Source organism: Thioalkalivibrio versutus (genome assembly GCF_001020955.1).
Lineage (GTDB): Bacteria > Pseudomonadota > Gammaproteobacteria > Ectothiorhodospirales > Ectothiorhodospiraceae > Thioalkalivibrio > Thioalkalivibrio versutus.
In genome coordinates this window covers 303,387-318,113 of sequence record NZ_CP011367.1, presented here as the reverse complement: position 1 = coordinate 318,113, position 14,727 = coordinate 303,387, and the positions used below count along the sequence as shown (strand labels likewise).

General features: G+C 61.5%; 15 protein-coding genes and 1 pseudogene. 11 read left to right on the top strand and 5 right to left on the bottom strand.

The window, feature by feature from the left end:
• Nucleotides 1-27: 27 nt before the first annotated feature.
• Both TVD_RS01470 and TVD_RS01465 read right to left on the bottom strand, forming a co-directional pair.
• Nucleotides 28-327, bottom strand: a complete 300-nt coding sequence (locus TVD_RS01470; protein ID WP_018144608.1) for a HigA family addiction module antitoxin — start codon at nt 325-327, stop codon at nt 28-30.
• Between the two features lie 24 nt (nt 328-351).
• Nucleotides 352-630: a type II toxin-antitoxin system RelE/ParE family toxin gene (locus TVD_RS01465; RefSeq protein ID WP_082119055.1), complete on the bottom strand. Its 279-nt coding sequence runs from the start codon at nt 628-630 to the stop codon at nt 352-354.
• 203 nt (nt 631-833) lie between these two features.
• On the opposite strand from TVD_RS01465, the gene TVD_RS01460 reads away from it, so the two are divergent.
• A complete protein-coding gene (locus TVD_RS01460) occupies nt 834-1,076 on the top strand; it encodes a type II toxin-antitoxin system Phd/YefM family antitoxin (protein ID WP_047250620.1) in 243 nt (80 codons plus the stop codon).
• A complete protein-coding gene (locus tag TVD_RS01455) occupies nt 1,076-1,456 on the top strand; it encodes a type II toxin-antitoxin system VapC family toxin (RefSeq protein ID WP_047250619.1) in 381 nt (126 codons plus the stop codon). The genes TVD_RS01460 and TVD_RS01455 overlap by 1 nt, the downstream gene beginning before the upstream one ends.
• A gap of 106 nt (nt 1,457-1,562) precedes the next feature.
• Here TVD_RS01455 and TVD_RS01450 read toward each other — a convergent pair whose 3' ends face one another.
• On the bottom strand, nt 1,563-2,429 hold the full coding sequence (locus TVD_RS01450) for a formylglycine-generating enzyme family protein (RefSeq protein ID WP_047250618.1): 867 nt from the start codon (nt 2,427-2,429) through the stop codon (nt 1,563-1,565).
• Nucleotides 2,430-2,734: 305 nt separating this feature from the next.
• On the opposite strand from TVD_RS01450, the gene TVD_RS01445 reads away from it, so the two are divergent.
• The 8 genes from TVD_RS01445 to TVD_RS01415 all read left to right on the top strand — a co-directional run bounded on the left by TVD_RS01445 (nt 2,735) and on the right by TVD_RS01415 (nt 10,519).
• Entirely contained in the window at nt 2,735-3,259 is a 525-nt protein-coding gene (locus tag TVD_RS01445) for a GspH/FimT family pseudopilin (protein ID WP_047250617.1), read from the top strand.
• A 141-nt stretch (nt 3,260-3,400) separates the two neighbouring features.
• Nucleotides 3,401-3,895 (top strand): GspH/FimT family pseudopilin, encoded by a 495-nt coding sequence (locus tag TVD_RS13890; RefSeq protein ID WP_082119054.1) that lies wholly within the window; start codon nt 3,401-3,403, stop codon nt 3,893-3,895.
• Between the two features lie 111 nt (nt 3,896-4,006).
• Nucleotides 4,007-4,393 (top strand): type IV pilus modification protein PilV, encoded by a 387-nt coding sequence (gene pilV / locus TVD_RS01440; RefSeq protein WP_240472284.1) that lies wholly within the window; start codon nt 4,007-4,009, stop codon nt 4,391-4,393.
• 9 nt (nt 4,394-4,402) lie between these two features.
• On the top strand, nt 4,403-5,473 hold the full coding sequence (locus TVD_RS01435; protein WP_047251878.1) for a PilW family protein: 1,071 nt from the start codon (nt 4,403-4,405) through the stop codon (nt 5,471-5,473).
• A 6-nt stretch (nt 5,474-5,479) separates the two neighbouring features.
• Nucleotides 5,480-6,046, top strand: coding sequence for a pilus assembly PilX family protein (locus TVD_RS01430; protein ID WP_052772668.1), 567 nt, complete (start codon nt 5,480-5,482; stop codon nt 6,044-6,046).
• A 103-nt stretch (nt 6,047-6,149) separates the two neighbouring features.
• Nucleotides 6,150-6,518 (top strand): hypothetical protein, encoded by a 369-nt coding sequence (locus tag TVD_RS01425; RefSeq protein ID WP_047250615.1) that lies wholly within the window; start codon nt 6,150-6,152, stop codon nt 6,516-6,518.
• 47 nt (nt 6,519-6,565) lie between these two features.
• Nucleotides 6,566-10,069: a pilus assembly protein gene (locus TVD_RS14865; protein ID WP_052772667.1), complete on the top strand. Its 3,504-nt coding sequence runs from the start codon at nt 6,566-6,568 to the stop codon at nt 10,067-10,069.
• 42 nt (nt 10,070-10,111) lie between these two features.
• Nucleotides 10,112-10,519, top strand: a complete 408-nt coding sequence (locus TVD_RS01415; RefSeq protein WP_047250614.1) for a type IV pilin protein — start codon at nt 10,112-10,114, stop codon at nt 10,517-10,519.
• A gap of 265 nt (nt 10,520-10,784) precedes the next feature.
• On the opposite strand, the pseudogene TVD_RS13810 reads toward TVD_RS01415, so the two are convergent.
• Nucleotides 10,785-11,060 (bottom strand): annotated as a pseudogene (locus tag TVD_RS13810) (translational GTPase TypA); the annotation flags it as partial.
• Between the two features lie 339 nt (nt 11,061-11,399).
• On the opposite strand from TVD_RS13810, the gene TVD_RS01405 reads away from it, so the two are divergent.
• A complete protein-coding gene (locus tag TVD_RS01405; RefSeq protein ID WP_019568124.1) occupies nt 11,400-12,206 on the top strand; it encodes an NF038132 family protein in 807 nt (268 codons plus the stop codon).
• Between the two features lie 380 nt (nt 12,207-12,586).
• Here the strand turns inward: TVD_RS01405 and typA are convergent, their stop codons facing one another.
• Nucleotides 12,587-14,404 carry a translational GTPase TypA gene (gene typA, locus TVD_RS01400; RefSeq protein WP_018650563.1) on the bottom strand — a complete coding sequence of 606 codons (1,818 nt, stop codon included), beginning with the start codon at nt 14,402-14,404 and terminating at the stop codon, nt 12,587-12,589.
• Nucleotides 14,405-14,727 lie beyond the last annotated feature (323 nt).

Below are 14,727 nucleotides of genomic sequence, written 5' to 3'. Positions count from 1 at the left end.
CTCAGTGCACCCTACATCCAACCGTTATCACGCGGCGCGGGGTTCGATCTCGCTACGCACGCGGTCGGCGAGTTCGATCTGGGCACGCCGCAATTCGTATTCAACCTGCAGGTTCAGCCAGAAACGCTCGGAAGTACCGAAATAACGCGCCAGCCTCATGGCCGTGTCGGCGGAGACGCCCCGGCGCTCGCGCACAATGTCATTCATCCGCGTCGTCGGTACATGCAATGCCCCGGCAAGCGCGTTCACACTAAGCCCTAACGGAGCAAGAAACTCCTCGCGCAGGACCTCGCCTGGATGGATGGGCCGCATACCGTTTGTAGTCATGCTCTAACCTCCTTCGGGAACCCTTCAGTGGTAATCGACGATCTCCACGTCCTCGGCACCCTCGTCCGTCCACCGGAAACAAATGCGCCACTGGGCATTGATGCGAATGCTGTGCTGTCCCACGCGGTCACCAGACAGGGCCTCCAGCCGGTTCCCCGGCGGTGACCGCAAATCCTGCAGCGTCTCCGCCGCTTGAAGCTGAATCAGCTTGCGTTCCGCGATCGCTCGGACGCTCGACCAACGTCGACTTCTGCCCGTTTCGAACAGCGCCCGGGTTTCCCTACACCGAAAGCTTCTGATCATGGACACATGATATAACGCTTAACGGTAAGCAGCAAACCAATGGCGCAGCTCGCTTCGCTCAGTGCACCCTACACCCAGCCAGCCCCGCGTAGGATGCTGTTGAGCGCAGCGAAACGCATCAAAATGGCCGTGGCCAGCAACCCAGCTTCTTGACCCCCAACGCGCACAAGTTACACTTCAAAGTGTAACCAAGGGAGGCCGCCATGGAAGCCACCACCAAGGACATGCGCCTGCACAGCCGCGAACTGCTCGCCGCCGTGGACCGGGGCGAGGAGATCGAGATCACGTATCGAGGCCGCTTGCGCGCCAAATTAGTCCCATACCGGAGCGCCGCGGCCCCGCAAGCACGCGCCGCCCACAATCCACTGTTTGGACTCTGGCGGGACCAGCAAGGCTCGGTTGACGACTACATCCGACGAATCCGGCAACCGAGGAAATTCAAGTAATGCTAGCGGACACGGATGTCCTGATCTGGAATCTGCGCGGGAATCAGAAAGCCGGCGAATGGCTCGACCGCTCGCCCGGATTCACGGTGTCCGCCGTAACCTACATGGAGCTCATCCAGGGCCTGCGCGACCAGACCGAATTCCGCGCGCTGCGCCAAGCCGTCCAGTACTGGGATGCCCGCATCCAACCGGTAAGCGAAGCCATCTCGAACCGCGCAACCTTCCTTGTCGAGACCTACGCCCTCAGCCACAACATGCAGATGACCGATGCCCTGATCGCAGCCACCGCCACACAGCTGGGCCTGCCCCTCGTCACGGCCAACGATCGGCACTATCGGCACATTGAGGGTTTGGAAATACACCTGTTTCGACCCAAATAACGGATCGGTGCAGTTCGCTTCGCTCAGTACCCCCGGCGCTCGATCATTACCCGAACCCGTAGGATGCGTTGAGCGCAGCGAAACGCATCGCCCCCGGGCGAAGCGACTAATCGTCCAACTCGCGCAGGACGCGGAAGCCCAGATTGGTGTCCATCTCGTCGATGTTGCGGCGGCGCCGGGCGGCGCTGCGCGTGTTCACGGCGGCATCGAACCAGGAGCCGCCCTTGGTCACCACCCACTCGTTTTCCGGGTCTCGGCGATAGACGCCGTCACGCGGCAGCGACTGGTGTCCGTCGTGCCAGGGGGTGGAGGTGAATTCCTGCACGTTCCCGTGCATGTCGTACAGCCCCCAGAGGTTCGGCTGGAAGTTGCCCACATCCAGCGGGCGCGACAACGGGAAACACGCCGGGATATACCACCTGCGCCGCTGGCGCCGCTCCTCGTATGGAAACAGCGAATTGAAGTGCACGTCGCGGCACCCCACCACCTCGCCAAAGGCGAACGGCGTGCGCGTGCCCGCCCGACAGGCGTATTCCCACTCCGCCTCGGTCGGCAGACGATAGCGCTTGCCCGTCTCCTCGCTCAGCCAGTCGAGATACTGCTGGATGCTGTCCGGCTTGATGTTAAAGATCGGCATGCGCGGGGTGCTGGGCCACACCAGCCACTCCCAGGGTTCCCAGCCGGTCGCGGCCTGGAAGGCCTCCCACTCCTCGCGGGTAACTTGATAACGCCCCAGGGCAAACGGCCGCTCCAACGCCACGAAGCGCCGCGGTGCCTCGTGTGGCTGATGGCCGTACTCCGAGGCATCCGAACCCATCTCGAACTCCCCGGCCGGGATCACCTGCAGCTCCGGCGTCGGCACACCGGAGCGCGCCTCATCGCGAAAGCCGACCGATCCGCCCACCTTGCGCGCCGCCTGCTGCTGCAGATCCAGCAGATCCGCCTGATCCATCCGCTGCACGTCCGTCACCATGGGCCCACTCACCTCCAAAATCCTTCACCACCCCCGCACGCGCCAGCCAAAACCCCGTCATTGCGAGCGCAGCGAAGCAATCGCCAACCCGAACCCGGGCACGTCGCCATCCAGCCTCACAAGCCGGGCTCAACAAACCCGCCCGCGGCCACACTGCTACGACGAGCCAGAATCAAGCCCGCCGGAGAACGCATCCTGTAGGCAAGCGTTAACGCCCAAGGTTCGCCCGGGCGCGTCGTCGCTTGCGCACGCTGCAAAGCCATTTTACGCTCCGAATCTTGTTTGGACTCAGGGAGGAGTCGAACATGCCACACACGCGTGGATTCACGCTGGTGGAACTGCTGGTCACCCTGCTGGTGGCGTCGATCCTGCTCGGCATCGGCGCGCCCGCCTTCGGTCACCTGATCGAACAAACCCGCCTCACCACCACGACCAACCAGTTCCTCACCACCCTGCACATGACCCGCAGCGAGGCCATCCGCCGCGGCGCCCTGGTCACGCTGTGCACCTCCACCGACGGTGCCACCTGCACCGGCACAAGCTGGGATGCCGGCTGGATTCTCTTCGCCAACCCAAGCCGAGCCAACCAGCCATCCGGCCCCGACAGCATCCTGCGTATCGGCAGCGCCTGGACCAACCCGAGCATCGCGGTAACCGGAAATCAGCCCGTAAGCCAACGCGTTTCCTACAACGCCCTCGGCCAGACTGAACGTCTCTCGGGCGCCCTGCTCATGGGCACCATCACTATCTGCGCCACAGGCGACGAAGGCCGTGCCGTTGTCATTAGTAGCACCGGCCGGCCCCGCGTCGAAACGACCGACTGCACCTGAGCCCGCCCCCAGGGCCTCCTCGAGCCGCGTCTCCCGAACCGCTCGTCGGCGCGATTCGACCACTAAGCCGACCAACCCTTGCGGTGCAGCGGCCGCATGCTTATCACTAAGGTTACGGAAACTCCGAACGGCTGACGCCTAATGACCCGACCCCACGGATTCACCCTCGTCGAACTGATGGTCACCCTCGCCGTTCTCGCGATACTGGCCTCGGTCGCCGTGCCAAGCTTCCACGCTCTCGTCCAGAACAATCGCGCCACGACCCTAGCCAACCAACTGACAACCGCCATTAACTTGGCACGAAGCGAGGCCATCAGACGCGGTGTCGTAGCATCGGTCTGCTCCGACGACTGGGAAGCCGGTTGGCGGGTTGAGCTTGGAGCTGGATGCGACGCAGACGACGGCGACGTACTCCGAATATGGGATGCGCCGCACGCCAGCTCAGTCATTGATTCAGGGGGGGACGATGCCGTTAGCTTCGAGCCTACAGGTGAGAAACGCATCCCCTTGGGCACAGCAAATCCCGAGGCTACCGTCTTTCAGGTACATGCCGAGAACTGCTCCGGCCTTCGGGCTAGGACCTTGAACGTGGCACCCGGGGGACGTGTCGGTGTCGAGCGTGTCAATTGTCCTTGAAGGATTCAGCCCAAGAGCAAGCCAATGTCAATTAAGCAACCATCAATGCGCGCTCCTTTGGCCTCAAGGTCTCGCGTGAGGACGCACCAAACTGGAGTAACGCTTATCGAAGTGCTCGTCACTGTGCTAGTGCTTTCGATCGGGCTCATTGGGCTGGCGAGCTTGCAGGGCAACTCCCTAAAAGCCAACCACAGCGCATATATGCGCGCCCAGGCGACAATTCTCGCGCACGAGATGTTCGATGTTATGCGCATCGACCGTGAAAATGCCCGGGCGCAAGAATACGACGGTGACTACAGCGCACCCCCGGCCGCAACCGGCCAGCTCCCCCAGGATGAATTGAATCGCTGGATCACCAACCTGCAGAACACCCTCCCCGCGCCCGAAGCCGAAATCCAGACTACGCCGGCTACAGGTGTAGTCCGCATCTCGGTCACCTGGGATGACACGCGAGGACAAGAACCGCCCCAGGTATTCACGCTTCGAACCCGACTCTAGGTCATGCGCATGAACCGTTCGACAAAACCACTCAGCTTCTCGCCATTCCCCCGCTTCGGAACCGTCCGCGGGCTGACCTTGGTTGAACTCATGATTGCCATGGTTCTCGGGATTCTGCTCATTGGTGCCGTCATCAGCGTTTTCGTCGGGACCAGCCAGACCTACCGAACTCAGGAGGCGATGAGCAAGGTCCAGGAATCCGGCCGGTTTGCCATCGAACTGCTCACTCGGGATATCCGGCAGGTCGGGTTTCGCGGGGCTTGCACCCCTTCAGCCACCGTCGAGTCACTCCTGAATCCCAGCGGGACCGGATATGACGACGCCGTTCTCGAATTCGAGACAGGCTCCCTCAGGGGGTGGCACCAGGAGGCGGGGCCCCACGACACTAACATGACCGGCTACGTCAACGGAACGGACACCATTCTCATAAAGAAAGCCTCAAGCATGGATGCACGCCCCAACGGCAATACCCCGAGCAACGCGGCGACCGTCAACCTCAACGGTCCCAGCGGGATCGCCCGGGGGCAACTGGTCATCCTCAGCGATGCCGAGTCCTGCGACATCTTCCAGAACACGGCAAACGACAACGCCAGTACTGTCACTCGCGGCGCCGCAGGTGGCCCTGGGATGAACCCCGGCAACGTTACTCCCAATAATAACAACCAGCTTTCCAAGAGCTACGACCAGAACGCGGAAATGTTCCGGTTCGAATCCCGAATCTACTATGTCGGCGCAAGCGCTGCTTCCCCGGGCCAACAATCGCTGCGGCGGCTCGACTTTGGTCTCGGATCCCCCCGAGATCAGGAACTTGTCACCGGGGTTGAAGACTTCCGTGTCCGTTATGGCGAAGACACCAATAACGATGGCCGGATAAACGAGTTCCGGAACGCGGGCGACGTCAACGACTGGGAAGCCGTGCGAGCAGTACGGATCAACATCATCACCAACAGCACCAACACCGAAAACGTTGTCGAAACGCCTCAGCAACTGGCCATCGAAGGCACCGCCTGGACTGCTACGGATCGCCGGCTATACCAGGTCTTCTCCTCCACGATCGGCCTACGCAACCGCCTGGATTGAACAATCATGCGCTTATCGACCCGAAATTCCGCCCCACGGCTAGCGCGCCACCGGCCAATTCGGCCCAAACGCCAAGAGGGCTCTGCCCTGATCGTCGGTTTGGTCCTGTTACTGGTCGTGACCATCCTTGCGATTACCGGCATGCAGGACACGCTGCTACAGGAGCGCATGTCGGGCAACTGGCACGACCGAAACCTCGCTTTCCAGGCAAGCGAGGCTGCACTTCGCGAAGGCGAACACTGGATCAACCAACGTACGCTAAGCGAGCTTGACGCGATCGACCAATCCTCCGCACACGAACCCCTGACCCAGCCAGCCGCATGGGAAGGCGCGGGGCAACATGGCTCGATCAATCTCGACGGCATTGCCGATGAAGCATCCTTTTACGTCGTCCACCCTTCTTACAGCCGCATGCGACCGGACATGGACCTCGCCCAACCAAAATGTGATCGCTATTTTCCAGTTTACGCGCACGGCGTGGGGGGCACCGTGAATGCCCGGGCCACGCTCCAAAGTTCGGTCATGCCCACGACTGCGCCACCCGCGGACTGTCCAGCGGACTGGGGCGGTTAAGTGACCCTATGAATTCCCTAGACACCGGCCCACACCGAGGCCGAGGCCTAGCAGCACAGATCTGCAGCGAACGCTGCCCCAATAGTCGCAGGAGCATGCCAACATGCTGAAAACAACACACCAGCTTAGACGCTTCATGGCCGCTACCGTAATCGCCCTCGGCGCCATCGGACTCTTGGCATTTTCAGCCCATGGGCATGCCGCGCCACCGACCTACACGCTCGGCTACGTCACAGACGTCTCTCGCGCCACTGCGACCATCACCATCGACGGAAACCCCTTCCAAGTATCGCACCGCACCACATTGGAAGGCTCCACGCATCACATCTCGGGCGCGGCCGCCCTGGATCAACTTCCGCGCGGAACCCTTATCTTGTACTCCGCCGAAAGAGATCAGCTGCGGTCCATCCAGATCAAGAATCCTGAAGACGTCGACCTACCCAACCAATCCGCACCACGTCGCACACCCTGAGCTCGACCTCAAGGCCCGCCGACATACAAAGCTGGACGGAAAAGACCATGTCAAAACTCAACGAAGTGACGCTTCAAAACCGGTTCGGAAGAACCTGGGGGCGGTGGGCCGCTGTGACATTGGCCAGCGCAATGATGGTGGGTATGGGGTCGGCACACTCCAGCCAGGTCGCTCAGACTCCGCTCTTTCTGACGAGCTCCGTAGACCCCAATGTAATGTTCATCCTCGATGATTCCGGGTCGATGCACTGGGATATTCTCCCCGATGACAGCATTTACTCGTATTACACGTTCCCTCGGCCATCGGGCGTTTATGGAAGCTCGAACTACAGCCACTTCGTGGTAAATTTTAACGACAACATTTACTCCGCGTTCCTGCGAAGCGCCGAGACAAACGCCCAGTATTACAATCCGCGCGTTACCTACAAACCGTGGGTGGAGTCAGACGGCACCCCCATGGATGATGCACCCATTGACGCCGCCCCGCACAACCCGATGCTACCGGGCCTCGGCTCACGCGACCTGACTGCGGACAACACCAACACAGCCGGCTGGGACAATTGCCTGGTATCGAGCCAGGGGAACTTCTCGGGCTGCACATACAATGCAGAATCCAGGACGTTTTTCCCTTCGATCTATTATCGATTCGACGGGGGGGACATCTCCGACCTGGGCAACTACGAGCGTGTGGAAATCCGTCCCTCTACCAGCACCTACACATTCTCGCAGGCCGGGGATCCTCCTGATATGGACTATAGCGAGCTGCGCAGCGACTGCAGCGCGGGAAATGGCACCTGCACATACAGCGAGGAGATTCAGAACTTTGCCAACTGGTATACCTATCACCGCTCGCGCATTCTGACTTCGCGAGGAGCGATTGGGACCGCTTTCGCCGAACAGGGAGATTCCTTTCGCGTTGGATATGGGGCCATCAATGCGGGTACCTCGAACGTGGATGACGTCGACACGGACCGCATCATCCGCGGCGTTCGGGCATTCTCGGGGTCGGACCGTGATGCCTGGTTCGACCTGTTGTATGAACGGCCTATCCCAGCTGCGGGTACCCCGCTGCGTACGGCCCTTCAAAGCGCGGGCGAATATTTCAGCCGGTCGGATAGTCAGGGCCCGTGGAGCAGCACTCCGGGACAAACTGGCGGGGAAGACCTTGAATGCCGCCAGAGCTTCACGATCCTCATGTCCGACGGATACTGGAACGGCGCCTCTCCAGCTGTCGGCAACACAGACGGATCTGCCGGTCCCGAGATCGAGTCTCCCGATGGCGACACGGTCCAGTACCAACCCAGCGCCCCATTCGAGGATGACTACTCCAATACGCTTGCCGACGTGGCAATGCACTACTGGAAACGCGACCTGCAGCCGGGCCTGGCGAATCGAGTGCCCGATACCGAATTCAACCCGGCATTCTGGCAACACATGGTCACATACACGGTGGGCCTGGGCGTTTACGGCGATATCGACCCGGACGCAGCGTTCGCGGCCATTGAAACTGGGGATAACATCGACTGGCCCAACCCCACTTCCAGCAACGAGGCAAAGATCGATGACATGTTGCACGCCGCGGTCAATAGTCGTGGTGGCTTCTTCTCGACCGACGACCCCGATGTGTTTGCGTCCGAGCTAAGTGAGGTGCTGCAAGACATCATCGGGCGGGTAGAAACATCCGCAACGTCGGCGGCCGTCAGTTCGGCCGTTCTCGAGACGCAAACCCGAGCGTTTCTGGCTGGATTCCGGAGTACTGACTGGTCGGGCACGCTGGAAGGTCGCCCAATTGGCGCTGGTGGCACTGTAGCCGAATCAGGCTGTGCCGAATGCTGGGACGCCGAGGAAGAGCTCGCGGCGCAGGCAGCTAGTGGCAACCGCAACATCTTCACCCGGGCGACAAATGCAGCCGGAGTTTCTGGAACTGGCGGCGGAGTCCAATTTCAGGCTTCAAATCTTCACGCAGATCAACTAGCCGCGCTGGATCACAATTCGACCGGGGCCAACGACGGTCGCGGACCCGACCGCGTGGCCTGGCTTGGTGGCGAAGAGCTAAGCGGCTTTCGCAGCCGTACGGAATCCGGCGAACCGCGCCTTCTTGGGGACATCATCAATTCGGACCCGGTGTTCGAAGACGGCGTCATTTATGTCGGCGCCAATGACGGCATGCTTCATGCCTTTGACGGCGAGACCGGGAAAGAGCTCTTCGCGTTCATTCCCAGCCGGCTCCTCCTTCCGGAGGACGGAGCAGACTTCGCGCCTCTCTCGAGACTCACAGACGAGAATTACGCTGATAATCACCGCTACTTCGTCGACGGGAAGCTTGCCGTTCGGCGGGTAGTCGATGGCGATGGCGACCTGCGCACCGTTTTGGTCGGGTCTCTGGGTGCAGGCGGGCGCCAGGTATTTGCGCTGGATGTTTCCGACCCCGGAAACTTCTCTTCCGATGACGTGTTGTGGGAGTTCTCGCACGCCGAACTGGGCGTGTCGATCGGGGCTCCGCAGGTTGCCCGGACGCGACCGAATGGCGAATGGGCGGCGTTCTTTGGCAACGGCTACAACAGCGCCTCGCACGAGGCAAGCCTGTTCGTGGTGGACCTGTTCACCGGCGACCTAGAGACCAACATTTCGACGGGGGTCGGTGACGATACGACACCTAACGGGCTGGCCACACCGTTTGTGACCGACTGGCCGTCGGGAGACTTCCGGGCGGACCGCGTGTACGCCGGCGACCGGCTGGGCAACCTGTGGGTATTCGACCTATCCAGCGACACACATCGTTTGCTGGCCAACGCGACGGATCCATCCGGCAACCCACAGCCGATCACGACCCGGCCCGTTGGGCAAATCCTGGACAGCGGCGAGGCCATGATCTCTTTCGGCACTGGATCCTTTCTCTTCAATGCCGATGGCACGGATAACCAGGTTCAGAGCCTGTATGGCGTCCTGGACACGCAGAGCCCTGCAGGCCAGGCTGCGGAACGGTCCGACCTCGTGACCCAGGAAATTGTCTTCCAGGGTACTGTCGACACTGCGAGTGGTCCCCAGGAAGTGCGTGTCATCTCCGACAACCCGGTTGACCTAACCACGGACCGCGGCTGGATCCTTGACCTTGACCTGGAAGATGGAGAACGCGTGATCTCGCCACCCAGGGCCCTCGGGGTCAACCAGCAACGCGTACGCTTCTCGACCCTGGTTCCGGATGACGACCCCTGCGGGACCGGCCGGCGTGGCTTCCTGATGGACTTCGACCTGCTTACCGGTGGGCGGCTCTCCCAACCTGTCTTTGATCTTGACGGCGACGGCCAGTTTGGGGATTCGGACCTTGTCACGATTCCAGGTCTTGGCGACGTTCCAATCAGCGGTTTAGCCTTCGGCCAGGGCGAGTCGACCACGTCTGTTCTCGGCGGCAATGGCAATGGCAATGGCAATGGCAATGGCGACCCTGACGAGTGCGATGGTGTCTGGCTATTCACCGGACAGGGGGAGAAGGTCTGCGTCGATGATGAAGACCGACTAACGGGCCGCCAGAGCTGGCAGCAACTGCGTTAACGTTTTCGGACGTTTGCCGATCCACCTGTAAAGGACTTCGTGATGAACGAAAAAGATGCGATCCCAGAGGCACGGGGCACGTCAAAGAACAGCGGCTTCACCCTCATTGAACTGATGATAGTGGTGGCCATCATTGCGATCTTGGCGGCCATCGCGTTCCCGTCCTACGCGCGGCATGTCGAGCGCACCCAAATTTCGGACGGCAAGGCGGGCTTGACTCAGGCCGCCCAACGGATGGAACGCTGCTTCACCGCCGAGATGAGCTACGACGGGTGCATCATAGAGAGCGAATCTCCGGAGGGTTACTACAGCCAGGTGATCACTTCTGCGGACGACTCCGGATTTAAGCTGACCGCCAATGGCCAGGATGGCCGGGTAACTTCAGGATCCTGTGCCGAACTGACCATCAACGAGCGCGGCGAACGGACTCCACCGAACGACTGCTGGTAGCGCCCGGAACCGGGCGAATCTTGGGGCATCGGAAGCCTGCTTAGGGGGCGGGTCCAACCCTTGCCTTGTGCACCGCATCGCGCGGACCGCATGGTTGCCGACTGCGCCAAGGTCAGGTCTTATCCCTTGCCCCCCCAGCACGCTAGCTGCGAGCGTCCTGGATAACAGGAGTTCGGCCATCTTAGCCGCCATAGCTCGATGCGCAACCTAAAAGCGCCCGGCGGATGAACTGACCGGGCGCTTCTTTTTGCGTTGACGCTGGCGATTACGCCGAGGCGCGGGAGGCCTTCTTGCGCTCGTGTTCCACCAGGAACTTCTTGCGGATGCGCAGGCTCTCCGGGGTAACCTCGACCAGTTCGTCTTCGTCGATGAACTCGATCGCCTGCTCCAGCGTCATGCGGATCGGCGGGGTGAGCTGGATGTTCTCGTCGGTACCGGACGCGCGGACCTTGGTGAGCTGCTTGGCCTTGAGCGCGTTCACGACCAGGTCGTTCTCGCGCGAGTGCAGCCCGATCACCATGCCCTCGTAGACCTCTTCGCCGCGCAGCTACGGGGTCAAACCTTGCCCTTTGCCCCATTACCTCTGCGCTGCACATACCAGTCCGCCGGATCCCCGTTCGGCCTTAACACGCCCCTTGAGCGTCAACACGCTTCGCAAGGACCAAAGCGAGTTCATCTCTCCCATTCCCCGGGCGGGCAGCGCCGGAACAGCTTGTCAGGTTTTTTTACACTCGACCGATGCCAAATCACCCCCGGAACAATAAACGTCTTTCTTTTCATTGGGCTACGAGTTCTGGCGCCAAAATTGCTGGGGCCTCAAGTAGCGGGACCAACCCGTTCGTGGACCGAGGTTCTAGCAACGTCAAAGGGAGAGACGGTAATGAAACGATCAATAAAGTACCTGGCTTTGGTTAGCGCCCTGGGTGCGTTTGGCTGGATGCAACCAGCACACAGCGCGCCAATCGACATTTCCAGCTGGACCTGTGTCGGGTCATGCGGCACGTCCACTGCGGATGGGGACGTAACGCTTTCGCCCTTCGGTAGTTCCGAATATGGGTGGATATCGACCAGCAATGGCCCGTCGATCGACGGCCTGGATGTCGGATCGGAAACGACCGGATCCACGATTACCTCGCCCCTGTTCAGCGCCAACGAAGGCGACGAGTTGAGCTTCTTCTTCAATTACGTCACATCGGATGGAGGCACCTTCACCGACTATGCCTGGGCATTGCTTCTGGATAGCAACCTGAACCCGGCGCTCCAGCTTTTTACGGCCCGCACGACGCCAGATGGTGACACCGTGCCGGGTTTCAACCTTCCTGAACCGGATGCCGAAGTATCGCTCGACCCATCCGAAACCCCCGTCATTGCCGGCGCCCCGGACTGGTCTCCTCTGGGAGACAGCTCAGGGACTTGCTGGTCGGGTGGCTGTGGCTACACCGGCTGGATCAACAGCAGCTTTAGTTTCCTGGAGACCGGGAACTACGCCCTGCAGTTCGGCGTAGTGAACTGGTCGGATACGGCATACCAGTCGGGACTGGCGTTCGACGGCGCAACGATTGCGGGAGAGGCGATTGGTGGTAACGGACCGCCGAACGAAATCCCTGTTCCGGCGACACTCGCTCTGTTCTTCACTGGCCTGGTCGCGCTGGTTGGAATTCGTCGGAAGGATCTCCAGGCATCGTAACCACACCACATATCAATTCATGTGCACCACACGGCTCGGCTACAGGGTCAAACCTTGCCTTTTGCTCCGAGCGACTGCTAGCCGGACAGCGCGAGTCAGAAGGCATATTGTCGGTGACGTGACGCTGGATCCCGCGCGCTGCACTCCCTCATCCCCGGGCCGCGAAACGGTGAACCGGGGTCTCTTTCAGTAGGACGCCTTTCCTGCCCTGCCCCCGGGCCGGGCGCCCTATGGAGATCCCGGATAATCGCGCTGCGATTTCCGGGATGACGTAGGCCGTCATTCCAGCGGCTCGACGCACAAACAAAAAGCGCCCGGCGGATGAACCGACCGGGCGCTTTTTGTTGCCTTGGCCCCTGAAGGGGCATCGGCGCTAGCGGTTACGCCGAGGCGCGGGAGGCCTTCTTGCGCTCGTGTTCCACCAGGAACTTCTTGCGGATGCGGAGGCTCTCCGGGGTGACCTCGACCAGCTCATCTTCGTCGATGAACTCGATGGCCTGTTCCAGCGTCATGCGGATCGGCGGGGTGAGCTGGATGTTCTCGTCGGTGCCGGACGCGCGGACGTTGGTGAGCTGCTTGGCCTTGAGCGCGTTCACGACCAGGTCGTTTTCGCGCGAGTGCAGCCCGATGACCATGCCCTCGTAGACCTCTTCTCCGGGGCCGATGAACATCTTGCCGCGATCCTGCAGGTTAAACAGGGCAAAGCCCAGCGCCTTTCCGGTGGCGTTGGCGATCAGCACGCCGTTCTGGCGCGAGGCGACCGAACCGGGCTGGTACGGACCGTAGTGGTCGAAGATGTGATGCAGGATGCCGGTGCCGGAGGTCGCGGTCATGAACTCGGTCTGGAAGCCGATCAGTCCGCGCGACGGGATGATGAAGTCCAGGCGCACGCGGCCCTTGCCGTCGGGGACCATGTTGGTCATGTCGCCGCGGCGTTCGCCGAGCTTCTCCATGATCGTGCCCTGGTGCTGCTCCTCGATGTCCACAGTGACGGCTTCGTAGGGCTCCTGCCGCACGCCGTCGACTTCCTTGATGACCACCTCGGGGCGCGCAACGGAGAGCTCGTAGCCCTCGCGACGCATGTTCTCGATCAGGATGCCGAGGTGCAGCTCGCCGCGGCCGGAGACCTTGAACTTGTCCGGGTCCTCGCCCTCTTCGACGCGCAGCGCCACGTTGTGCTTGAGCTCTTCCTGCAGGCGATCGCGCAGCACGCGCGAGGTGACGTACTTGCCTTCGCGCCCGGCGAACGGCGAGGAGTTAACCTGGAAGGTCATGCTCACGGTCGGCTCGTCGACGGTGAGCGGTTCCATCGCCTCGACGTGGTTCGGATCACACAGGGTGTCGGAGATGAACAGCTTGTCCATCCCGGTGAAGGTGATGATGTCGCCGGCGCGGGCCTCTTCGACCTCCACGCGCTCCAGGCCGTGGAAGCCCATGATCTGCAGCATGCGGCCATTGCGCACGCCGCCTTCGCGGTCGACCACTTTCACCGGGCTGTTCGGCTTGATGTGCCCGCGCTTCACGCGGCCGATGCCGATCAGGCCCTGGTAGCTGTTGTAGTCCAGCGAGGAGACCTGCATCTGGAACGGGCCTTCCGCATCGACGTTCGGCGGAGACACATGCTCGACGATGGTCTCCAGCAGGCAGGTCATGTCGCCTTCGGTGACGCTGGAATCCATGCCGGCAAAGCCGTTCAGCGCGGAGGCGAACACGATCGGGAAGTCCAGCTGCTCGTCGGTCGCGCCCAGGCGATCGAACAGGTCGAAGACCTGATCCACGGCCCAGTCGGGGCGCGCGCCGGGGCGGTCCACCTTGTTGATCACCACGATCGGCTTGAAGCCCATGGCGAAGGCCTTCTGGGTGACAAAGCGGGTCTGCGGCATCGGGCCGTCCACCGCGTCCACCAGCAGCAGCACCGAGTCGACCATCGACAGCACGCGCTCGACCTCGCCACCGAAGTCGGCGTGTCCGGGGGTGTCGACGATGTTGATGCGGTAGTCCTTCCATTCGATGGAAGTGTTCTTGGCGAGAATGGTGATCCCGCGTTCCTTCTCGATGGCGTTGGAGTCCATGATCCGCTCGCCGTGATCGCCACGCTTGTCGAGGGTGCCGGACTGGCGCAGGAGCTGGTCGACCAGCGTGGTCTTGCCATGATCAACGTGGGCGATGATGGCGATATTGCGAAGCTTCTCGGTCATGGAATGCAAACTCTAGATACTGGCAAAAGGGCCGACACTATACAGAGTTATGCGTTGGCGCGCTGAGACTTCCACGTTTTCAGCGCAGGCTCCGCACGCTTGCGCCCGCCATCCCGACCAAAGCGCAGCGCAGTTCGCCCCGACAATGCCGAGCGACCTCGTCATTCCGGCCGCAGCTCGCCGCGACCATGTGGTGCTCCCACGTCGTCATCCCGGCCGCAGCGCAGCGAAGAGCCGGGATCTCCCACGCCGGATACCCCCAAGGCCTGGCCAGACCACGGCGCACAAGATCCCGGATCACCGCTGCGCGGTGTCCGGGATGA